This is a genomic window from Cupriavidus necator (genome assembly GCF_016127575.1).
In the GTDB taxonomy this organism is placed as follows: domain Bacteria; phylum Pseudomonadota; class Gammaproteobacteria; order Burkholderiales; family Burkholderiaceae; genus Cupriavidus; species Cupriavidus necator_D.
Genome location: NZ_CP066018.1, coordinates 859,472 through 880,053, shown reverse-complemented (window position 1 = coordinate 880,053; position 20,582 = coordinate 859,472). Strand labels below are relative to the sequence as shown.

The following is a 20,582-nucleotide window of genomic DNA, read 5'->3' as shown; positions in this document are numbered from 1 at the left end:
GGCAGTTTTCCCGGTACAAGTTACCGATTTATCCTGGTATAAGCGGCACCAGCCTGTCATGCCCTTGTCTGCCGATCCCGCTGTTGTCCCGTCTGCATCGCCATCGTCGCGCGAATCCGTGCTGGGCGCTTTCCTGCGTGCGCACCGTGAACGGCTGGCGCCGGCCGATGTCGGGCTCGCACCGGGCCGGCGCCGCCGCACCCCCGGCCTGCGCCGCGAGGAAGTCGCGCAATTGGCGGGCTTGAGCGCGACCTGGGTGACGTGGCTGGAGCAGGGGCGGCCGGTATCGCTGTCGGCACGCGCGCTGGCCAGCCTGGCTGCCGCGCTGCGGCTGTCGCGCGCCGAGCGCGCCTACCTGTTCGAACTGGCGGGCCGCCGCGACCCGCAGCAGGCCGCGGACGAAACCGTGCCGCCGGTGGTGCTGGCCAGCGTGCATGCCATCGGCGGGCCGGCCTACCTGCTCGACCGGCAATGGACCGCGCTGGCCTGGAACGACGCCGCCGCGGACCTGTTTATCGGCTGGCTCGATGCCGCCAGCGCCGAGCGCAACCTGCTGCGCGCGATGTTCGTGTCGCCGGGGCTGATGGCGCTGGTGGAAGACTGGCCGCACCGCGCGGCACGGCTGGTGGCGGAATTCCGCGCGCACAGCATCCGCCATGCGGACGAGGCGCCGACGCGTACGTTGATCGAGGGGCTGATGGCTGAGAGCGCGGCCTTCCGCGATGCCTGGTTGTCGCAGGACGTGGAAGACCGCGAGGGCGGCCGCCGCGGCTTTCACCATCCGCAGCAGGGCGCGCTGCAGTTCGAGCAGCTGACGCTGGTGCCGGCGGCGGCGCCCGGTTTGATGCTGGTAATGCTGCTGCCCGGCTGAGCGGGCAGCGCCGGGGCTTTACTTGGGCTGCATCCGGATCGCGCCGTCCAGGCGGATTACTTCGCCATTGAGCATGGTGTTCTCGATGATCGAGCGGGCCAGCTTGGCGTATTCAGCCGGGCGGCCCAGGCGCGGCGGGAACGGCACCATCCTGCCGAGCGCGTCCTGCACTTCCTGCGGCATGCCCAGCAGCATCGGCGTTTCGAAGATGCCGGGGGCGATGGTCATGCAGCGCACGCCGTCGCGCGACAGGTCGCGCGCGATCGCCAGCGTCATCGCCACCACGCCGCCCTTGGATGCGGCATAGGCGGCCTGTCCGATCTGGCCGTCAAAGGCCGCCACCGAGGCAGTATTGATAATCACGCCGCGCTCGCCTTCGCTGTCGGGGGTGTTTTGCACCATGGCTGCGGCGGCCAGGCGGATCATGTTGAAGGTGCCGACCAGGTTGATGCGGATGGTCTTGTCGAAGGCTTCCAGCGGATGCGGGCCGTTCTTGCCGACGGTCTTGTTGGCGGTGGCGATGCCGGCGCAGTTGACGATGCCGGAGAGCCGGCCCAGTGCCTGGGCGGCCGCTACCACGGCCTGGCCGTCGGCTTCGGAGGTGACGTCACAGCGGACGAACTGGCCGCCCAGTTCAGTTGCCAGTGCCTGGCCGGCGGACTCGTTCAGGTCGGCGATCACGACCCTGGCGCCGGCTTCGGCCAGCATGCGGGCGGTGCCTGCACCCAGGCCCGAGGCGCCGCCGGTGACGATGAATACGTTGCCTTGGATTTGCATTTGGGCTTGTCTCCTTGGATTGGGTATTTGTTGCCGTTTACGTAAACGTCAATTCGTTGGCGGTATTTTACGGGGTGGTGGGGGATGTGCAAGGGGTGGGTTTGCTAGGCGCCAAGCCAGAAACCATCCCTGCCAGGCGCGACCCCATTCAATCGCCAAAACAAAAGCGGCCCAAAGGCCGCTTTCATGACGCATAAAACTGAGCAGTCGAAACGATTACTTCAACGCCTCAAACACCCGCGCAGTAATCTCATCGACATTACCCACCCCCAGGATCTTCCGATACTGAGGCGGCGCCACCTTGGCCGAGGCATCTCCCTTGGCAGCCCACTCCGAGTAGTAATCCACCAGCGGACGCGTCTGCTGCGAATAGACATCAAGACGCTTCTTGACCGTCTCTTCCTTGTCATCGTCACGCTGGATCAGCGCCTCGCCGGTCTCGTCGTCCACGCCCTCGGTCTTGGGCGGGTTGTACTTGACGTGGTAGGTGCGGCCCGAGGCCACGTGCACGCGGCGGCCGCTCATGCGCTCGATGATGGCGTCGAACGGCACGTCGATTTCCAGCACGTAGTCGATTGCCACGCCCGCTTCCTTCATCGCCTCGGCCTGCGGAATGGTGCGCGGGAAGCCGTCGAACAGGTAGCCGTTCTTGCAGTCGTCTTCCTTGAGGCGGTCTTTCACCAGGCCGATGATGATGTCGTCCGACACCAGTCCGCCCGCGTCCATGACCTTCTTGGCTTCTACGCCCAGCGGGGTGCCGGCCTTTACCGCGGCGCGCAGCATGTCGCCCGTGGAGATTTGCGGAATGCCGAACTTCTCGCAGATGAACTTGGCTTGCGTGCCTTTGCCGGCGCCGGGCGCACCCAACAGGATCAAACGCATTTACGGGTCCTCAGAGTTTTTAATCTGTATGGCGGGAGATCAGAAGGAGGGTAACGCCGTAACTTGACGCAGGACTTACTGCGGTCCTGATGCGTTCTGACTGCGTTCAGCGCGGGCACTGCTCAGGCGTACCCACGCATACGGCCGGCGGCGGCTGCCAGGGGGATGGCGGCGCGGCACACCGGACGGGCTCTATCTTTATCTCCCCACCGAGCCTTGGCCGGAGGCACGCTTGCGCATGCCGGCCGGGCGGCTCTGTATCGGCAAGCATTATGCCATGAGGCGGCGCCAAATCGGCCCGAAATCCGCCCCCTGGTTCAGGTTGCAGCTGTATGAACCTGAGCGGGCAGGCGCCCGCGCGGGTCACTTTCCGGCGGTTTGGTCAGGGCCCTTCCTGGGCCATCGACTGCGCCCACAGCGCGCGCACCCGTTCCAGGTCGGCCGGGGTGTCGACCCCGGGGGCCGGCGCGGCGCTGGTCTGCAGCACCGCAATGCGCTCGCCATGCCACATGGCGCGCAGTTGCTCCAGCGCCTCGGTCTGCTCCAGCGGCGCCGCCGCCAGCGTCGGGAAGCGGCGCAGGAAGCCCGCCCGATAGGCGTACAGCCCGATATGGCGCAGCACCGGCATGCCGGGCAGCGGCACCTGTGCCAGCGCCGCGGGCACGGCCGGCACGCCCGACCAGGCATCGCGCGCCCACGGGATCGGTGCGCGCGAGAAGTACAGTGCGCGGCCGGCGGCGTCGCATACCACCTTGACCACATTGGGATTGAAGACTTCGGCGATGTCCTGCAGCGGATGCGCCGCGGTGGCGATGGCGCAGTCGGCGTGGTGCGCCAGGTGCAGCGCCACCTCGTCGATCAGCGACGGTTCGATCAGCGGCTCGTCGCCCTGCACATTGACCACGATGGCGTCGTCGGCCAGCCCCAGCTGGGCGGCCACTTCAGACAGGCGGTCGGTGCCGGAAGGGTGGTCGGCGCGGGTCAGCACGGCTTCGATGCCGTGCGCGGCGCAGGCCTGCGCCACCGCGGGCGCATCGGTGGCGACCACGGTGCGCTGCGCCGACGACGCATGCGCGCGTTCGGCCACGCGCACGATCATCGGACGCCCGCCGATATCGGCCAGGGGCTTGTCAGGCAAGCGCGTCGAAGCGAGCCGCGCGGGAATGACAACAGTGAACGCAGGGACGGTCATGGCGCGCACTCAGTTGCCGGAGGCAGGGCCGTCCGGGTTGACCGCGCGGCCCGGCACCGACTGGCGGGCCTCGTCGGCCAGCATCACGGGGATGCCGTCGCGGATCGGGTACGCCAGCTTGTCGGCGTGGCAGATCAGCTCCTGCGCGGCGCGGTCGTATTCCAGCTTGCCCTTGCACAGCGGGCAGACCAGGATTTCAAGCAGCCGGTTGTCCATCTCGGTGTTCCTCGTTGCGCCCTGCGGCGCCGGGCGTGGTCGCCGGCGCGGTCGGCGCGGGTTTGATTTGCGCCAGCACGGCGCGGCGGATTTTTTCGATCAGGCCGGCATCGATCACGGGCCTGGTGGGGACGACCCAGATGCGGGGGTCGTCGAAGCGCTCGCATTTTACGGCATCCTTCTCGGTGATCAGGATCACGTCGGCGTCGAGCGCGTCGGGATGGTCGACGAACGGGTCGGCGACAAAGTCATAGTGGTCCGGCAGCGGCAGCGTCTTCGGTGTCAGGCCCGCGCCGCGCAGGCTGGCGAAGAAGCGCTCGGGGTTGCCGATGCCGGCCGCGGCCAGCACGCGCCGGCCGGCAAAGGCGCTGACCGGCCGCGCCATGGTGGGGTCGGCAAGCTGCCAGGCATCGTCCAGCTCCAGCCGCATGCCGTACATGCCGGGGCGGTCGGGCGTGGCGCGGAAGTTGGGGTCGTTGATCAGGGTCGCGTCGCGCGGGCGCGAAAGCGGCTCGCGCAGCGGGCCGGCCGGCAGCAGCAGGCCGTTGCCGCCCATGCGCGAGTCGAACATCACGATCTCGAAGTCGCGCTGCAGCTTGTAGTGCTGCAGGCCATCGTCGAGCAGCAGCACATTGACGCCCGGGTGCGATACCAGCATGGTCTGCGCGCACAGCGCGCGGTCGGGGAAGACCCAGACCGGCACGTCGGTGGCGCGCGCAATCAGGAGCGGCTCATCGCCTACGTCGGACGCCTTTGATGTCGGCTTCACGCGGCGCGGGTGCTTGAGTTCCACGCCGTAGCCGCGCGACACCACGCCGGGGCGCAGTCCCGCCTCGGTCAGCGCTTGTGCCAGCGCGATCACCGCCGGCGTCTTGCCGGTGCCGCCCACGGTCACGTTGCCGACCACCACCACCGGCATCGGCAGCCGCGTCGACTTGAACCAGCCGCGCTGGTAGCCATGGCGGCGCACCCGCGCGATCAGCCCGAACAGCAGCGAGAACGGCAGCATCGCCCACGCGAACCAGCCGCGGCGTTGCCACTGGGCGGTCACGAAGTCGGCAAGGGCATGTCGGGGAACGGGCATGGGCGCGGCGGGCGGTGGAGTCGGTGGTTGGGATGGGATTGTAGTGCGCCCGCGGCTTCGCTCCCTGGGGGCGCAGGCGGCTCAACCATTATGGGCATTGCACAGCGCATGCGGCAAGCCCGCCGGCCGCATGCGCCACGGCGCCCGGGGTCAGCGCGGCTGCGCGCTCTGCGTGGCGAAGGTCAGGCGCGACAGCCCGGCCAGCCGCGCGGCCTCCATCACGTTGATCACGGCCTGGTGGCTGGCCTGTGCGTCGGCATTGACGATCACCACCGGCGGCTGGCCACCGGAGTTGGTGCCCGAGGCGGCGCGCAACTGGTCGGCCAGGCTGGTGACGTCCTTCTGCTCCATCACCTGCCTGTTGACGGAGTAGACCCCGCGCGATGACACCGACACCACGATCTCCTGCGGCCGCTGCTGGGCGCGCTCGGCGTCGGCGGTGGGCAGCTGGATCTGCAGCTCGGTAAAGCGCGAGTAGGTGGTCGTGATCATCAGGAAGATCAGGATCACGAGCAGCACGTCGATCAGCGGGATCAGGTTGATCTCCGGCTCTTCGCGCCGCTGGCGGGAACGGAAGTGCATGGCGTTCGTTCCGTTCGGCGATCAGGCGCGGCGCTGCGGCAGGATCGCGTCGAGGAACGACGTGGCGCGGAATTCCAGCTCGGCCACGTAGTCATCCACGCGCCGGCGGAAGTAGCGCCAGAAGATCAGCGCCGGGATTGCCACGATCAGGCCGAAGGCGGTGTTGTACAGCGCCACCGAGATGCCGTGCGCCAGCTGTTCAGGGCTGGCGCCGGTGCCGCCCTGGCTGCCGAAGATCTCGATCATGCCGATCACCGTGCCCAGCAGGCCCATCAGCGGCGCCACCGAGGCGATCGTGCCGAGTGCGTTCAGGTAGCGCTCGAGCTCATGCGCGACCACGCGGCCGGCTTCCTCCACCACGTCCTTGGCGGCATCGCGCGAGGTGTGCGGCTGCAGCACCACGTGGCGCAGCCCGGCGGCCAGCACCCGGCCCAGCGGCGAGTTCTGCTCAAGCGTGTTGACCACTTCCGGCGTGGCGCGGCGCTGCTGCGCGGCCGCCAGCGCCTCTTCATAGAGCCTGGCGGGCAGGACCCTGCTGCGCTTGAGGGTAAGAAAACGTTCGACGATCAGCGCCAGCGCGATGACCGAGGCGAGCAACAGCGGCCAGATCGGCCAGCCGGCCGCTTGAATGATGGAAAACAATTGGACCCCCGGGATCGACAACCGAATAACAAAACCCCAAACCACCTGGACGGCATGCCTTGATGCGCGTCTGGCCGCTGGCGGCGCGCGCTCCGGCATTGCTCTGAAAAATCAGGCGCCACTCTAACCTGCGCCCTGTCGCACGGCAAGACGGCACCCGGCGCTGTCTCGGCCACGCATCGCTCGTGCCGGTCCATTTCCACAGCAAAGCGGGACAGTGTTGTGGATCGATTGTGGAAAGCCGCCTGACAAGCGTGCTAACACATTGATCCATAAGGGCAAAGATGTTCCTGCCTAAATTTTGTGCAAATGCCCGCCGCAAGCCCTGCGGCGCATGGTGCACGCAGCCAGGCACCGCTCTCCACAACCTGAGGAGGCGCGTCGGTGTGCTGGCGCACCTTGCGGTGCGGCTTTCCACACAGCGCCGGGACAGGATTGTGGAGCGCTTGTGGAAAGCTGCCTGAGAGGTCATCTAAGTCGTTGATTTATAAGGTGGCACCATGGATTGCTTAAAAAACAGGCAAAGGGGTGTATCAGTGCAGCGCGCGGTCGATGTGGCGGCAGGCAGGACAAAAACCGGATTTTTCCACATTCCGCAGGGAGAGCACTGTGGACGGCCTGTGGACAAATCCGGGAGAAGCCGGTTAACCCATTGATTTTTATAGCCTCACAGGGTCCTGCTCAGAAATTGTGCAAATGCAGCATGGACGCTGCGCCGCGGACGGCCGGCAACGCTGCGATACGCCACGCGCCGCGTTGGTCGCTTTCCATGGGACCGCAAGCGGGGTTGGGGCCACTTGTGCTGGAAAAGTGTGGTTTGCGGCCCGTTTTATCCAGAGAAGCTGTGGATAACTTTGTGAACAAGCCTGCCGGGCACTTTGTAAGTGATTGATGCAAAAGAGAATTGGTTATATTGCCTAATTTTTGTTTTACGCGTAAAGCTCATAAGAATCAAAGGGTTGCACGAACCCATGCGCCTTTCGGGGGAGGCCGCCGGCATCAGCGCTACCCCCTTGACATAGAGGTTATGCTGTGGACATGTCCCATTCACGCCGCTTGCCACCAGTGCGCCATGCCAGACTTGCCGAATTTTTCGCGTGACCCTTCCTCCACCGCGCCGCGCAGCGGCCGCGATGTCATCCCTGTCGGTGAGCTGAACCACACAATCGCCAGGCTGCTTGAACGCAGTTTTCCGCTGGCCTGGGTGCGCGGCGAGATTTCCAATTTCACGCGCGCCGCCAGCGGGCATTGGTATTTCTCGCTCAAGGATGCACGCGCGCAGATCCGCTGCGTGATGTTCCGCGGGCGCAACCAGCATGTCGACTTCCAGCCGCGCGAGGGCGAAGCGGTGGAGGTGCGCGCCGTGGTCACCATGTATGAGGCGCGCGGCGAGGTGCAGTTGGGCGTGGAGGCAATGCGCCGGGCCGGGCTGGGCAACCTGTACGAAGCCTTCCTGCGCCTGAAGGAAAAGCTGGCGCAGGCGGGGCTGTTCGCGCCGGAGCGCAAGCGCCCGGTGCCGGCGCATCCTCGCACCATCGGCGTGGTCACCTCGCTGCAGGCGGCGGCGCTGCGCGATGTGCTGACCACCTTGCGCCGGCGCGCGCCGCATGTGCCGGTGCTGGTCTATCCGGTACCGGTGCAGGGCGCGGGCGCGGCGCAGAAGATCGCCGACATGCTCGATGCGGCCAGCGCGCGGCGCGAGTGCGACGTGCTGATCCTGTGCCGCGGCGGGGGCAGCATCGAAGACCTGTGGTCGTTCAACGAAGAGGTGGTGGCGCAGGCGATTGCGCGCTGCGCGCTGCCGGTCATCTCCGGAGTGGGCCACGAAACCGACTTCACCATCGCCGACTTTGTCGCCGATGTGCGTGCGCCCACGCCGACCGGCGCGGCCGAGCTGGTCAGCCCGGATCGCGCGCACCTGCTGGCACAGGCGATGCGTGCGCGCGACGCGCTCACGCAGTGCATGCGGCGCGGGCTGGACCTGCGCGCGCAGCACCTGGACTGGCTGGCGCGGCGAGTGCGCAGCCCGCAGGCGCAGCTGCAGGAGCGGCGCGCGCGCGTCGACAATCTGGCGCGACACTTGCGCTCGGCATTGCGCGACACGGTGGTGTCGCAGCGCCACCGCCAGCAATTGCTGGCGATGCGCTGGAGCGCGTGCCGTCCCGATGCCAGCGCCGCCCATGCCGACGTGGCCCGCCTGTGGCAACGCCTGCAGGCCGCCGCCGTGCGCCAGCACGAGCGCGCCGGCCAGCGCCTGGCGCGCAGCGCCGGCGCGCTTGAGTTGCTGGCGCCGCAGCGTACGCTGGAACGCGGCTATGCGGTGCTGCTGGACCAGCGCGGACGCGCGCTGCGCTCGCCCGCCGAGATCCGCGCGGGCAGCGTGGTCGAAGCGCACCTGGCCAAGGGCGTGGCCGACCTGGCGATTGCCGGCGTGCAGGCCAAGCTGCCGGATTTCTGAGCGCCTGCGCGGCCCGGGAACGCCTCCCATTCGCGATGCCGCGGCGGGCGCGAAACGCTCAGGCAAGCCGGGCGGAAATCCCCCCGGAAACCCCTGCCAGGACAAACTAACATCGGAGCTGGGGGCTTTGTCCCGCGGTTTGCGCGGGTATTGCAAGTCCCCTACAATCGCCAATTCCGGACCCACAACCCCAACCCACAGAGACAGAACAATGGAACACAAGCTCCCCCCGCTGCCGTACGCGCATGATGCCCTGGCTCCGCATATCTCCAAGGAGACGCTGGAGTTCCATCATGACAAGCACCACCAGACCTACGTCACCAACCTGAACAACCTCATCAAGGGCACCGAGTTCGAGAACTCGACCCTGGAAGAGATCGTCAAGAAGTCGTCGGGCGGTATCTTCAACAACGCTGCCCAGGTGTGGAACCACACCTTCTACTGGGATTCGATGAAGCCCAACGGCGGCGGCCAGCCGACCGGCGCGCTGGCTGATGCCATCAACGCCAAGTGGGGCTCGTTCGACAAGTTCAAGGAAGAGTTCACCAAGACCGCCGTGGGCACCTTCGGTTCGGGTTGGGCCTGGCTGGTCAAGAAGGCCGACGGCTCGCTGGACCTGGTCTCGACCTCCAACGCCGCCACCCCGCTGACCACCGACGCCAAGGCGCTGCTGACCTGCGACGTGTGGGAACACGCCTACTACATCGACTACCGCAATGCCCGCCCGAAGTACGTCGAGGCATTCTGGAATGTCGTGAACTGGGACTTCGCCGGCAAGAATTTCGCTGGCTGATCCGCTGTAGCGTGACAATTTAGTTTGGAAAGCGGCGCAATAGTTTGGAAAAACCAAGCTGGCTGTCGCGCTAAAGTCGAGAAAGTGCAATCAGAGCAGGGCCCTCCATAAGCAGAGGGCCTTGTTTTTTTTGGGTATCCGAATTTCGCAAGTGATGCCCCATCGCATGCTTGCAATGCAAGCCGCTTACGCCACCTCCGCCACCTCGCCCACGGGGGCCTCCTGCACCGCCACCTGCGCCGGCGGCCGGATCCGGAACCAGATCGCATACATCGCCGGCAGGAACACCAGCGTCAACAGCGTGCCGGCGAGCGTCCCCCCGATCAGCGTATAGGCCAGCGTGCCCCAGAACACCGAGTGCGTGAGCGGGATGAAGGCGAGGATGGCCGCCACGGCCGTCAGTAGCACCGGCCGGGCCCGTTGCACGGTAGCTTCCACCACCGCGTCGTACGGCGACAGTCCCTCCTTCAGGTTGCCCTGGATTTGCCCGATCAGGATCAGCGTGTTCCGCATCAAGATGCCGGACAGCGCCACCAGCCCCACGAGCGCATTGATGCCGAACGGCTGGTGGAAGAGCAGTAGCGTCGGGACCACGCCGATCAGGCCGAGCGGACTCGTCAGGATGACCATGACCATGCCCGCCATCGACCGCACCTGAAACATGATGATCAGCAGCGTGATCGCCAGCATGATGGGGAACAGCGGCGCCAGCGCCTTGTTCGCCTTGCCCGATTCCTCGATGGAACCGGCCATCTCGATGCGGTAGCCGGAGGGCAGCTTCTGGATGACCGGCTGCAGTTGCGCCAGGATGGCCTTCGATACGTCGGGCGGCTGCTGGTTGTCGGCAATGTCGCCCCGCACGGTGATGGTCGGCGTGCGGTCGCGTCGGCGCAGGATGGGATCTTCCATGCGCACGTCCACCGTGCCGACCTGCGAGAGGGGAACGCGCCCGCCGTTGGCGCCGATCAGCGTGAAGCCGGCGATGCGCTCCGGGTCGAGGCGGATGTCGCCCGCGGCGCGCGCCACCACCTGCACCGAGCGGATGTCCTCGCGCACCTCGGTCACCGGCACGCCGGTCAGCAGAAATTCAAGCTGCTGCGCCACGTCGTGGGAGGTCAGGCCGACCGCCTGCAGCCGGTCCTGCTGGAGCGTAAAGTGCAGCCCCGGCACCCGCGGGCCCCAGTCGGTGTTGACGGTGCGCATCAGCGGGCTGGCGTCCATCACGCCCTCTACCTGCTCCGCGATGGCGCGCAGCTTGTCGGGGTCCGGGCCCATGACGCGGAACGCGACCGGGAAGGGCGAGTAGGGCCCGAACACCAGTTGCGTCACGCGCACCCGCGCGCCCGGCGAAAGGCCTTCGGCGATGGCCTGGCGGAGCCGGCCCTTGAGCACGTCGCGTTCTTCCTGGTTGTCGGTGCGCACCACGATCTTGGCGAAGGACGGGTCGGGTAGTTCCGGCGACATCGCCAGGTAGAAGCGCGGAGCCCCCTGGCCGATATAGGACGTCACGATCTTCGCTTCTGGCTGTTTGTCGAGCCACGCTTCCACCTTCTCCGCCGCGGCGCTGGTCTGTTCGATGGACGTGCCATAGGGCATCTGCACCTCCACCAGCACCTCGGGACGGTCAGAGGTCGGGAAGAACTGCTTGCGCACGGCGCCCATGCCGACCACGCTCGTGGCGAACAGTCCGACGACGATTGCCGCCACGAGCCATTTCCGCCCGATGACCCGCCCCAGCAGCCCACGAAAGCGCTGGTAGTTCGGCGTGGCGTAGATGGCGCCATGGCCGCCTTCCACCTTCGTCATCTCGGGCAGCAGCTTCACGCCGAGATAGGGCGTGAAAACGACCGCGACGATCCACGACGCGATCAACGCGATCCCCACGATCCAGAACTGGTTGCCGGTGTACTCGCCTGCGGAAGACTTTGCAAAGCCGTTCGGCATGAAGCCCACGGCGGTGACGAGCGTGCCAGACAGCATCGGCGCGGCTGTATGGCTCCAGGCATAGGCCGACGCCGCGATCCGTCCATACCCTTCCTCCATCTTCACCACCATCATTTCGATGGCGATGATGGCGTCGTCCACCAGCAGTCCGAGGGCCAATATCAGGGAGCCCAGCGTGATGCGGTCGAAGCTCTTTCCGGTCGCGGCCATGACCACGAAGACGGCGGCCAGCGTCAGCGGCACGGCCGCCGCGACCACGATACCCACCCGCCAGCCCATGCTGACGAAGCTCACCACCAGCACCACGATCAGCGCGGCGAAGAACTTGACCATAAACTCCTCGACGGCCGACTTGATGTTGACGGCCTGGTCGGTGACCTTGCTCAGTTCCATGCCCAGCGGCAGCTCGGCGTTGACCTTCGCTACTTCCGCTTCGAGCGACTTGCCGAGGTCGAGGCCGTTCCAACCGTCGCGCATCACGATGCCGAGCAGCAGCGCCGGCTCGCCCTTGTTGCGCACGACGAAGGTGGCCGGGTCCTGGTAGCCGCGTTCGACGGTGGCGATGTCAGACAGCTTCAGCGTGCGGCCGTGTGCCACCACGGGGGTGTCGCGGATGCGTTGCAGCTTGTCGAACGCGCCGTCGAGCCGCACGAAGACCTGCGGCCCGTCAGTGTCGATGGAACCCGCGGGGGTGAGCACATTCTGGCTGTTGAGCGCGGCGAAGATGTCCTGCGGCGTCACGCCGAGCGTGGCCAGCCGGTCGTGCGAGAACGACAAGTAGATGCGCTCCGCCTGCTCGCCGATGATGTTGACCTTCTTCACGCCGGCCACATGCAGGAGGCGCTGGCGGATGGTCTCCGCCTCGCGTACCAGCAGCCGCTGCGGCTCGCCCCTGGCCTTCAGCGCGAAGAGGCCGAAGGTCACGTCGGAGTATTCGTCGTTGATGAGCGGGCCGATGACGCCGGCCGGCAGGGAACGCGCCTCGTCGCCGAGCTTCTTGCGGGCCTGGTAGAACTCCTCGGGGACTTCCTTTGGCGGCGTGCTGTCGAGCAGCGTGACGGTGGTGAACGCCAGTCCGGGCCGCGTGTAGGTTTCCGTGCGGTCGTAGTAGCGCAGTTCCTGCATGCGCTTTTCCAGCTTTTCAGCGACCTGGTCCTGCATTTCCTGCGCCGTCGCGCCGGGCCATGCCGTGATGAAGATCATCGACTTGACGGTGAATGGCGGGTCCTCCGCGCGGCCGAGTTGGAAGAAGGCGACGAAGCCGGCGACCGAGATGAGGATGATCAGGAAGAGGGTGACGGCACGCTCGCGCACGGCGAGTGCCGAGAGATTGAAGCCACTCATTGCTGCTCCCGCACGCCGTTGACGGGGTTGCGGCCTTTACCATCGGTGGCGGCTTCGGCCACCTTCACCTCCGACGCCAACCTGACCTGCTGCCCTTCGTTCAGCAGGTGCGCCCCCAGCGCCACCACGCGGTCGCCGGGCTGGATCTGGCCCTCGACCTTCGCGGCATCGTCGCTGATGGCGCGCACGGTGACCGGCCGCCACGTCACGTGCGCCGGGGTGCCGGTGAGCACCCAGACGCCGGGGCCCTTGCCCGGATCGTGGAGCGCGCCGATGGGAACCTGCAGGCCGGATTGCGACGCTTCCTGTGGATCGGCCACCTGCAGCGTGACGGTGGCGCCGAGCGGCGCATCGGTCAGTGCGCCGCCAAGCACGTAGCGCGCCTCATAGGTGCGGGTCTGGCGGTCGGCGGCGTCGGAAAGCTGCCGCAGGGTCGCGGTGACTGCCATGCCGTCCTTGCCGTAGAGTGTCGCGCGGGCTGTGGAGCCTACCGGCGGGCGCAGGGTTTCGGGCAGGTGGATGATGGCCTCGCGTTGTCCGGCGCGGGCCAGCCGCGCCACCACCTGGCCGGCATTCACGACCTGCCCGGGTTCGGCGAGGGTCTCGACCACGACGCCGTCGGCATCGGCCAGTAGCACGGCGTAGTCGGACGCGTTGCGCGCCACGTCGGCCTGTGCCTCTTCCGCCCTGAGCTGCGCCCGCGCCGAATCGGCGGAGGCCTTGATCTGGTCATAGGCAGATGCCGATACCGCCCCGGCCGCCACGAGGTCGCGGTAGCGCTCCTCGTCAGCCGCCAGTTGCGTGGCGCGCGCCTTGGCGGCGGCCACGGCTTCCTGCCGCGCGCGTGCTGCCAGCTTCAGGTCGACGGGGTCGAGCCGCATTAGCGGCTGGCCGCGCTTCACGGATTGGCCAGTGTCGACCAGGCGCTCCAGCACCTTGCCCGACACGCGGAAGCCCAGGTCGCTCTGCACCCGTGCGGCGACGATGCCGGTGAAGGCGCGCCGGGCGGCTGACGCGTCCTGCACATTTTCCACCCTCACCAGTGGCGCTTGCACGCGGGGATCGGGCTGTGGCTTGCCGCTACATGCCGCAAGTGCGAGCGGTAGGAGGCACATGGCCGCGAAGGCAGGAGCACTGGTGGCGGCGTGGGTGACGGTGGATGCGGAAAATCGGCGCTGAAGCATGAGGGCCCTCCATACAGATGGCCTTCACTGTAGTAACAGTGACCAATTTAGTCAATGGTCACTCTCATTTTCGCGCCCGAGGACCTGCGCACACTCGGAGGGATCAGGGTGCCAGGCTGCGCAGGATCAGGCTGCTGAGCTGCGCCGGCGCCACTTCGACGAAGTCAAGGTTGTGCTGGAGCTGTAGCGGGTCGAGGTAGGGCTTCATCACGAGGTAGATGGCGTGAGCCGTTTCGTCGAGCGGCGTCTTGCGCTCGAACTCACCCGACTCGCGCCCCTCGCGCACGATCTGCAGGATCAGTTGCTGCATATGGGCATCGTAGGCGCGGGCCGAAGCCCACTGTTCCTCGCAGGCCACCACGGCAATGGCGTACAGCTTGCGGTCCTGGAAGAAAAGCCGGCTGCCAGCCTCCGCCAGCGTGCCGAAGAGGCGTCGCAGCCGCTCGGAGGCCGAGTCGGCGCCGGCCACCGCCTCGTCCACGGCCTGCCGCATCTGGTTGAGGCAGTTGCAGCAGATGACCTCGCCGATTGCCTGCTTAGAGTCGAAGAACTTGTAGACGTAGGCCTTCGAGAATCCGATGGCCTTGGCCAGGTCGGACACCGTGGTCTTTTCATATCCGTAGAGGCTGAAGTGCTCGGTGGCCGCCTCCACGATTTGGTTGCGCACGCCGTGGTCCACGGGACCGCGCGGCTGGGGAGTGGTGGGTTGGGTATCGGTCATGTCGTGAGCTTACACGTTGAATCGTCATTGACAAAGAGTGACCAGTTTGTATTATGGTCACAAGTCACGAAAAAAGTTCGACCATGTTATTCCGGCAGCCCATGCATTCCCGACGCCTCCCTTCCCGTTCCCGATCGCTCACTCACCTGTCCGGCCTCGTTGCCGCCGTGACTGCTCTGGCGGCGCTCGCCGGCTGTGCCGTCGGCCCCGACTACCGCAAGCCCGAGGTGCCCACCGCCGACCGCTTCCTCGGGCAACGCGACGTGGAGCAGCGCCGGGCCGCCACCCGGGCGGATCTCGAAGTCTGGTGGGAAGGGTTTGGCGACCCCCAACTGACGCGCTTCGTGCGGCTGGCGCTCGACCAGAACCTCAACCTGGCGGTCGCCTCCGCCCGGGTCACGCAGGCCGGGGCCGGACTGCGCTTCGCCACGGCCGCGCTACTGCCCTCGGGCGCCGTCAGCGCCCAGGCCGCGAAGCAGTACCAGTCCCTGGAGACGCCGCTGGGCCGGGTGCTGAATGCAACGCCAAACTTCGACCGGCATGGCAGCCTGTACGAGGCCGACCTCACCGCAAGTTGGGAGATCGACATCTTCGGCGGCCTGCGGCGGGAGCGCGAGGCGTCGCAGGCGGAGTATCAGGCGTCGGAGGCCGGGCTGGCTGCCACCCGCGTGGAGGTGGCGGCACAGGCCGCCGACACCTACGTGACCATCCGTGGCCTGCAGGCCCGGCTGTCGATCGCGCGGCAGCAGGTGGATACGCAGCAGAAGCTGGTCTCGACCGTCAGGCTGCTCTACGCCAAGGGACTGGCCGCCGCGCTGGAGGTGCAGCAGGCGGAAGGTGCCCTCGCGCAGGTGGAGGCCACCATTCCGGAACTCGAAGCCGGACTCGACGCCGCGCTGAACGCGATGGACGTGCTGCTCGGCAGCCAGCCGGGCACCTACCGCGCCGAACTCGCCGACATCAAGGCGATCCCGGCCGCGCCGCGGATCGAAGCCACCGGCACGCCCGCCGACTTGCTGCGGCGGCGCCCCGACCTGATCGTGGCGGAACGCCGGCTGGCGGCGTCGAATGCCCGCATCGGCGCGGCCATCGCCGAGTACTACCCGAAGGTCTCGCTCAGCGGGCTGCTGGGCAGCGCGACGACCGTGGCCAGCGGCAACCTGTTCTCGGCCAGTGCCAACCAGGCTGCCGGCGTGGCCGGGCTGCGCTGGCGACTGTTCGACTTCGGGCGCATCGGGGCGCAGATCGACCAAGCGAAGGGGCAGGAGGCCGAGGCGCTGGCGGGCTATCGACTGGCCGTGCTGCATGCGTCGGAGGATGTCGAGAATGCCTTCACGGCGCTGGTCAAGCGCGAGGAACAGACCAATGCCCTTGAACGTGGGGAACAGGCGCTCCGGCAGGCGCGGAATTCGTCGTTCGCGGCCTACGAGAAGGGCGTTGTCCGCCTGATCGAGGTGCTGCTCGCCGACGAGAACCTGCTGAAGACATCCGATGCGAAGGCGCAGGCCGAAGCGCAGTCAGCCCGCGCGGCCATCGCGGCATTCAAGGCCTTGGGCGGGGGGTGGCAGGCGGCTGCGGTGCCGCCGGCGCCGGGGGGTACGGTGCTGTAGGCGGGCTGCGACCGGCCTGCGCGTGTGTTGAGGGCACGGCATGACATGACTCGCGCCATACTGTCTCGTCCGAGGTTCACTATCTTTATCAGGCAAACGCTTGTTTCCGGCCTTCGAGGCTGCAGCCTATGTTACCGGCGCCATCATTCCTGCCGACTGTGGGTGGTCTGTAGCGGGCGTGCGACTCAACAGTTGACGGGCGTGCCGGTCCAGGAACCGGGTTGACTCGCCGCACCCACTACGGCCGCCTGGAAGCGAGAAGCGACGCTTGGACGTTCGACGCGCTGGCGTGGACGAATGTCACATCATGGCCCGACACCGGCCGAAGCTTGGTAATTCGCGAAGGGCCGTGAATCGGCCGACGCGGTCACCCAAAATGTTGGGATGACTGACTCAAATTGGCCGACTACGGCCCGACGCTGAACACAGCCGAGTGCTCGTCCTGCACCGATCCACATAGGACAGAAGGCGACCCCAAAGAGGCGTTCGAGGCAACGCGCTGAACGGCAGAATCTGCGGGCCCATATCCGACGCCACCCTTTCGCGGAAACTGCAGCTTTCCTCTACATCAGCTTTTGACCCAACAGGTCTCCTTGGCAAGGCCGGCACGAGATGCATAGACTACGATGGCGCCCGTGCCCAGGAGCCATCATGACAACTACCGTCCCTGCCGCCAAAGGAATCAACCGGCTGAAATCGATGTGGCGAAATGGCCAAGCAACGCTTGGCGCCATCGCGACCATACCTTCGGTTCAGACCATCCAGATCATGGCTCATGCCGGTCTCGATTGGGTCCTCATCGACATGGAGCACGGCGCAATCGATGCCGGCACTGCTCACGCGATGATTTGCGCGACTTCCGGCACCCCGCTCGTGCCGCTGGTCCGGGTTGCGGCAACCAATGCGTGGCAGGCCAAGGTCCCTCTTGACCTCGGCGCTTTGGGGGTCTGCTTTCCGATGACGACGACCCGGGCCGCTGCAGAGGCGGCAGTGCGGGCTGTCCGCTACCCGCCCGAAGGAGATCGCTTCTGGGGCCCGTTCTATGCCCCGCCGCGATGGGGTCTAACCATGCGCGAATATCTGGATTGCGCAGATGGCGAGGTGCTTGCCATTGGCACGATTGAACACGTCGATGCCATTGGCAATATTGAAGACATTGTCGCAACGCCCGGACTTGACCTTGTTTTCATCGGTCCCGGGGACCTTGCCACCAGCATGGGATACCGGGGGCGGACGGACCTCCCCGAGGTGCAAGCGGTAATCGCACAACTTGAGACCCCAATTCTAAAGAGCCGGGTTTTGCTCGGCGGCGTCGCGCCGACTACCGACCTGGCAAATGCCATGATCGCACGCGGCTACCGCGCGGTCGTCATCGGTATGGACTGGTCCCTGCTCCAAAGGGGGCTAGCATCAGTCGTTGACGGCATCAGTCGGTAGAAGTTCGTCACAACCAACAAATCCTCCCTAAGCGGCGAGTCCTCGCCCATCGCTTCGCGAAGCCGCCATACTCGGCATCTCAGCCGTGGGTTATCAGTGACCGTGATGGCCGCACAACAGCCCTTGGGCTTCGGTTGGCGACCGTCTCTTGATGGCCGGAGGGTTACCGCGCGAGCGGTTTAGGCCACCGACCCTTCTGAGCCATTCAGACTCCCGAAGGCGAAGGGCCTGTTTGGCCGATGAACGGACGGTGGCAGGGAGCCACCACAACGACGGCAACCGCCCAGGAGCGCGCATGTGTCTGCCGAGTTCCGGTCAGTTCCCGTGCGCACCATGTGCACGCATGTTTTCCAGCCACCGGGTACGTGTCCTCTCGTTGGCAAAGGTAAGCCCATACAGGTTCTCGCGGATCGGCTTGATCCCGGCGAAACTCAGCATACTGCGCTCGAAGCCGCGGACTCCGTATGCGCCAAAGTACCAGCGATACAGCAGCGCCGGCATTCCCATGGTCACGATGATGCGTGCCGAGCGGCCGGCGAGCAGTCGTCTGGGGAACCCTTTCTCCTTGTAATCCATGGCAAATCCGGGCCGAAAGATGTGTTCGAGAAAACCCTTGAATAGCGCCGGCATGGTTCCGTGCCATAGCGGAAACAGGAAAACCCAATGCTCCGCCCAGCGCATGTCCTCCCTTGGCTGCTCCAATGCAGGAGGCAGTGTGCCAGTCTCGAACTCAGCCTGCGTGCGAAGCAGCGGGAAGTCGAGCTTCGCCACCTCGATGCGCCGTACGCCGTGTCCTGCCGTGGTCGCGCCTTGAGCGTAGGCGTCCGCCAGCGCATGCAGCAAGCGCTGGCCCGATGGGTCTGGATGCCCCTGGATGATCACGATGCGCTTGGACATGTTGCGGGTGGAGCTGTTCGGAAGGCCAGCGGTACGACGCACTAAGGCACGCCGTGCCAGAGGGCAAGCCTCACGGCCAACGGGTCGTCTACCACGGCAGACGGCGTGTCGAAGCGCATCGTTGACCTGTGGACCGGATCGTAGGTGGGCCAGCCGCAATCGCCGTTGACGGCGAACGCAACCCAGGCCCGGTGCATCGCGTCGGCGAGCGACTGTGGCGGTGTTGGGCCGACCAGCGCCTCTGCTCCGGGGCCCAAAGTATCGAAGATGAATGGTATCTCCACCCCATGCGCCGCGCCCAGACGACCTCCCAACTGAGGCGAACGCCACGCGAACTCATACATGTACGTCGAAATCCGGGCATTCGCCGCGTGGGCGTCTGCGAGTCGAACGGCAGGGATGCGCCAGTACCAATCCGTCTGGATTTCCGAGAACAGCTCACCAGCGGTGGCCGTGGGATGTGCTGCGCGGTAGCCGCTCAGGCCTCCGGCCGACAGGCCGTACGCGGCCACCAGCGCCAGGACGGAGGCCTCGGTAATGCGATCTATGGCTCCGCTGGGGACCAGGAAGAGCCGGGTCTCCTTGGTATTCGAACCGACCAACAGTGCTGTGTTCGCGGCCACGCCCGCGCGAATGGCGTCGATTGGGGGGGCAGGAAGAATTGCTCCATCGACCGTAGGCGCCCACGGGAGGCTGCTAAGCGCAACCTCCCCCCAGAAAGCCGGGTCCGGATCGGCAGTCAGTTCCTCGCGCAATTGCGCCTGTGCCTGCAGAACCTGCGCGGGCGTGGTTGAGGCAATCGCCTCCCTGGTGGGATCGACCTTCAGGAGCGCCGCCAGCCTGTGGCCAATGCGTTTCGCCGTGTTGGCCGAAGTGACATGGGGTGTGTTTCCGCTTTCCACGATTGCCCGCCGAAACAACCCTTGCGCGCGTGGCACGGTAAGGAGGGTTGCGACGCTCATCCCGCCGGCCGACTGCCCAAAAATAGTGACCTGACCTGGGTCCCCGCCAAATGCATCAATGTTCTGCTGCACCCACTCGAGCGCGGCGATCTGGTCAAGTAGTCCGAGATTGGCGAGACCGTCGCCGAGGCAATCCTCGCCGCCGCCAACGAGTTCTCCGAGTGCCTCCGCGATGCCGGGCGGGTACGCAATCTGTGGCGATTTCGGCCCAAACGAGAGCGCATCCCGCACGCCACGCCAGGGTGCTGCGGATTGCGGCGGCCGCAGCCTGTTCATGCCGAACGGTGGGCCAGCATATGGGATGCCCTTGAACGCGTACACGCCATCGCAGCGGAGGCCTCGCACCTTGCCAAGACGCGTTTCGACAATCGGGTACATGGCCGGCTCCCCCGAAAGGTTGGCACTTGGATAGTGAATAGTCATGAAGGGCCGTGGCTGCTTTGCGCCGGATCAAGAGAAAGCGAGTCCTGGATGTCCCCGCTCCGACATCGGCGCGTTCCAATTGCTGCGGATCACCGACCGTTTCAAGGTCGGGAACGGCGCTTCGCACCGTTTTGAAAAACCCATTAGGACAGAATTGGCCTGGCTTGCCCTGAATTCTTGCTTGTCCACGCAAGTCGCCCGCCTCAACGGTATTGGCGGCGTACGCTTTGGGGACGAACTCAGGGCGGTCGCGCGAGTGGCCACATTAGAAGGAGCTTCCGCCGTTGGGTGCCACCTGTTGGATGGCAGAAACTGGCAGTTACTAGGCCGGCAAGCGACCGCTATCCGGCCACGCACCTCACTCCAAGATAGCGCGCTGTGCTCTCAAGTGGTATGGCCGACAAACAATTGAACGGCACGCAGATTCTTGGTCCGTCGATAGATCAGTGATGCTCTTTGGTGCGTCGGATGGAATGCATTCTGTAGGCTGAATCGTCAAGGCCAACCCCGTTGACTTAGGTCAACCGCGCTGGCGAGATAGCACCTAGTTTTAATGCAGAGGC

General features: G+C 66.0%; 17 protein-coding genes and 1 pseudogene. 5 read left to right on the top strand and 13 right to left on the bottom strand.

What is annotated here, in order from left to right; genetic code table 11:
• Nucleotides 1-58: 58 nt before the first annotated feature.
• Nucleotides 59-871, top strand: a complete 813-nt coding sequence (locus tag I6H87_RS04035) for an MmyB family transcriptional regulator (protein WP_010812251.1) — start codon at nucleotides 59-61, stop codon at nucleotides 869-871.
• Nucleotides 872-889: 18 nt separating this feature from the next.
• Here I6H87_RS04035 and I6H87_RS04030 read toward each other — a convergent pair whose 3' ends face one another.
• The 7 genes from I6H87_RS04030 to I6H87_RS04000 all read right to left on the bottom strand — a co-directional run bounded on the left by I6H87_RS04030 (nucleotide 890) and on the right by I6H87_RS04000 (nucleotide 6,246).
• Nucleotides 890-1,648 carry a 3-hydroxyacyl-CoA dehydrogenase gene (locus tag I6H87_RS04030; RefSeq protein ID WP_011614598.1) on the bottom strand — a complete coding sequence of 253 codons (759 nt, stop codon included), beginning with the start codon at nucleotides 1,646-1,648 and terminating at the stop codon, nucleotides 890-892.
• 216 nt (nucleotides 1,649-1,864) lie between these two features.
• On the bottom strand, nucleotides 1,865-2,530 hold the full coding sequence (gene adk, locus I6H87_RS04025) for an adenylate kinase (protein WP_010812253.1): 666 nt from the start codon (nucleotides 2,528-2,530) through the stop codon (nucleotides 1,865-1,867).
• Nucleotides 2,531-2,912: 382 nt separating this feature from the next.
• Complete coding sequence (gene kdsB / locus I6H87_RS04020; RefSeq protein ID WP_010812254.1) at nucleotides 2,913-3,722, bottom strand: 3-deoxy-manno-octulosonate cytidylyltransferase; 810 nt, start codon at nucleotides 3,720-3,722, stop codon at nucleotides 2,913-2,915.
• 9 nt (nucleotides 3,723-3,731) lie between these two features.
• On the bottom strand, nucleotides 3,732-3,938 hold the full coding sequence (locus I6H87_RS04015; RefSeq protein ID WP_010812255.1) for a Trm112 family protein: 207 nt from the start codon (nucleotides 3,936-3,938) through the stop codon (nucleotides 3,732-3,734).
• Nucleotides 3,919-5,022, bottom strand: a complete 1,104-nt coding sequence (gene lpxK, locus I6H87_RS04010; protein ID WP_010812256.1) for a tetraacyldisaccharide 4'-kinase — start codon at nucleotides 5,020-5,022, stop codon at nucleotides 3,919-3,921. The genes I6H87_RS04015 and lpxK overlap by 20 nt, the downstream gene beginning before the upstream one ends.
• Nucleotides 5,023-5,172: 150 nt before the next feature.
• Nucleotides 5,173-5,604 carry an ExbD/TolR family protein gene (locus I6H87_RS04005; RefSeq protein WP_011614599.1) on the bottom strand — a complete coding sequence of 144 codons (432 nt, stop codon included), beginning with the start codon at nucleotides 5,602-5,604 and terminating at the stop codon, nucleotides 5,173-5,175.
• Between the two features lie 21 nt (nucleotides 5,605-5,625).
• Nucleotides 5,626-6,246, bottom strand: a complete 621-nt coding sequence (locus I6H87_RS04000; RefSeq protein ID WP_010812258.1) for a MotA/TolQ/ExbB proton channel family protein — start codon at nucleotides 6,244-6,246, stop codon at nucleotides 5,626-5,628.
• A gap of 1,072 nt (nucleotides 6,247-7,318) precedes the next feature.
• Between I6H87_RS04000 and xseA the strand changes: the two genes are divergently transcribed.
• Nucleotides 7,319-8,704 (top strand): exodeoxyribonuclease VII large subunit, encoded by a 1,386-nt coding sequence (gene xseA / locus I6H87_RS03995; protein ID WP_041687163.1) that lies wholly within the window; start codon nucleotides 7,319-7,321, stop codon nucleotides 8,702-8,704.
• A gap of 211 nt (nucleotides 8,705-8,915) precedes the next feature.
• The gene (gene sodB / locus I6H87_RS03990; protein ID WP_010812260.1) at nucleotides 8,916-9,497 is read left to right on the top strand and encodes a superoxide dismutase [Fe]; all 582 of its coding nucleotides are present in this window, start codon (nucleotides 8,916-8,918) and stop codon (nucleotides 9,495-9,497) included.
• Nucleotides 9,498-9,683: 186 nt separating this feature from the next.
• On the opposite strand, the gene I6H87_RS03985 is transcribed toward sodB, so the two are convergent.
• From I6H87_RS03985 to I6H87_RS03975, 3 genes are all read right to left on the bottom strand, one after another.
• Entirely contained in the window at nucleotides 9,684-12,785 is a 3,102-nt protein-coding gene (locus I6H87_RS03985) for an efflux RND transporter permease subunit (protein WP_011614602.1), read from the bottom strand.
• Nucleotides 12,782-13,969 carry an efflux RND transporter periplasmic adaptor subunit gene (locus I6H87_RS03980; RefSeq protein WP_011614603.1) on the bottom strand — a complete coding sequence of 396 codons (1,188 nt, stop codon included), beginning with the start codon at nucleotides 13,967-13,969 and terminating at the stop codon, nucleotides 12,782-12,784. The genes I6H87_RS03985 and I6H87_RS03980 overlap by 4 nt, the downstream gene beginning before the upstream one ends.
• A gap of 103 nt (nucleotides 13,970-14,072) precedes the next feature.
• A complete protein-coding gene (locus I6H87_RS03975; protein ID WP_010811215.1) occupies nucleotides 14,073-14,690 on the bottom strand; it encodes a TetR/AcrR family transcriptional regulator in 618 nt (205 codons plus the stop codon).
• A gap of 101 nt (nucleotides 14,691-14,791) precedes the next feature.
• On the opposite strand from I6H87_RS03975, the gene I6H87_RS03970 reads away from it, so the two are divergent.
• A complete protein-coding gene (locus tag I6H87_RS03970; RefSeq protein ID WP_051398458.1) occupies nucleotides 14,792-16,300 on the top strand; it encodes an efflux transporter outer membrane subunit in 1,509 nt (502 codons plus the stop codon).
• A gap of 651 nt (nucleotides 16,301-16,951) precedes the next feature.
• On the top strand, nucleotides 16,952-17,737 hold the full coding sequence (locus I6H87_RS03965; protein WP_041687165.1) for an HpcH/HpaI aldolase family protein: 786 nt from the start codon (nucleotides 16,952-16,954) through the stop codon (nucleotides 17,735-17,737).
• Between the two features lie 315 nt (nucleotides 17,738-18,052).
• On the opposite strand, the gene I6H87_RS03960 is transcribed toward I6H87_RS03965, so the two are convergent.
• The 3 genes and pseudogenes from I6H87_RS03960 to I6H87_RS34245 form a co-directional block, all read right to left on the bottom strand.
• On the bottom strand, nucleotides 18,053-18,634 hold the full coding sequence (locus I6H87_RS03960; RefSeq protein ID WP_010811218.1) for an NAD(P)H-dependent oxidoreductase: 582 nt from the start codon (nucleotides 18,632-18,634) through the stop codon (nucleotides 18,053-18,055).
• Nucleotides 18,635-18,675: 41 nt separating this feature from the next.
• Nucleotides 18,676-19,974: a carboxylesterase/lipase family protein gene (locus I6H87_RS03955; RefSeq protein ID WP_041687623.1), complete on the bottom strand. Its 1,299-nt coding sequence runs from the start codon at nucleotides 19,972-19,974 to the stop codon at nucleotides 18,676-18,678.
• A gap of 386 nt (nucleotides 19,975-20,360) precedes the next feature.
• Nucleotides 20,361-20,534: pseudogene (locus I6H87_RS34245) on the bottom strand (integrase); the annotation flags it as partial.
• Between the last annotated feature and the right edge of the window lie 48 nt (nucleotides 20,535-20,582).

Excerpts from the sequence above, each read along its gene's own strand:
- I6H87_RS03970 (WP_051398458.1), top strand. The coding sequence starts at position 14,792 with ATGCATTCCCGACGCCTCCCTTCCCGTTCCCGATCGCTCACTCACCTG.
- sodB (WP_010812260.1), top strand. The coding sequence starts at position 8,916 with ATGGAACACAAGCTCCCCCCGCTGCCGTACGCGCATGATGCCCTGGCT.
- I6H87_RS03985 (WP_011614602.1), bottom strand. The coding sequence starts at position 12,785 with ATGAGTGGCTTCAATCTCTCGGCACTCGCCGTGCGCGAGCGTGCCGTC.
- lpxK (WP_010812256.1), bottom strand. The coding sequence starts at position 5,022 with ATGCCCGTTCCCCGACATGCCCTTGCCGACTTCGTGACCGCCCAGTGG.
- I6H87_RS04015 (WP_010812255.1), bottom strand. The coding sequence starts at position 3,938 with ATGGACAACCGGCTGCTTGAAATCCTGGTCTGCCCGCTGTGCAAGGGC.
- I6H87_RS03975 (WP_010811215.1), bottom strand. The coding sequence starts at position 14,690 with ATGACCGATACCCAACCCACCACTCCCCAGCCGCGCGGTCCCGTGGAC.
- kdsB (WP_010812254.1), bottom strand. The coding sequence starts at position 3,722 with ATGACCGTCCCTGCGTTCACTGTTGTCATTCCCGCGCGGCTCGCTTCG.
- I6H87_RS03955 (WP_041687623.1), bottom strand. The coding sequence starts at position 19,974 with ATGTACCCGATTGTCGAAACGCGTCTTGGCAAGGTGCGAGGCCTCCGC.
- adk (WP_010812253.1), bottom strand. The coding sequence starts at position 2,530 with ATGCGTTTGATCCTGTTGGGTGCGCCCGGCGCCGGCAAAGGCACGCAA.
- I6H87_RS04030 (WP_011614598.1), bottom strand. The coding sequence starts at position 1,648 with ATGCAAATCCAAGGCAACGTATTCATCGTCACCGGCGGCGCCTCGGGC.
- I6H87_RS03960 (WP_010811218.1), bottom strand. The coding sequence starts at position 18,634 with ATGTCCAAGCGCATCGTGATCATCCAGGGGCATCCAGACCCATCGGGC.
- I6H87_RS03980 (WP_011614603.1), bottom strand. The coding sequence starts at position 13,969 with ATGCTTCAGCGCCGATTTTCCGCATCCACCGTCACCCACGCCGCCACC.
- xseA (WP_041687163.1), top strand. The coding sequence starts at position 7,319 with ATGCCAGACTTGCCGAATTTTTCGCGTGACCCTTCCTCCACCGCGCCG.
- I6H87_RS04035 (WP_010812251.1), top strand. The coding sequence starts at position 59 with ATGCCCTTGTCTGCCGATCCCGCTGTTGTCCCGTCTGCATCGCCATCG.
- I6H87_RS04005 (WP_011614599.1), bottom strand. The coding sequence starts at position 5,604 with ATGCACTTCCGTTCCCGCCAGCGGCGCGAAGAGCCGGAGATCAACCTG.
- I6H87_RS03965 (WP_041687165.1), top strand. The coding sequence starts at position 16,952 with ATGACAACTACCGTCCCTGCCGCCAAAGGAATCAACCGGCTGAAATCG.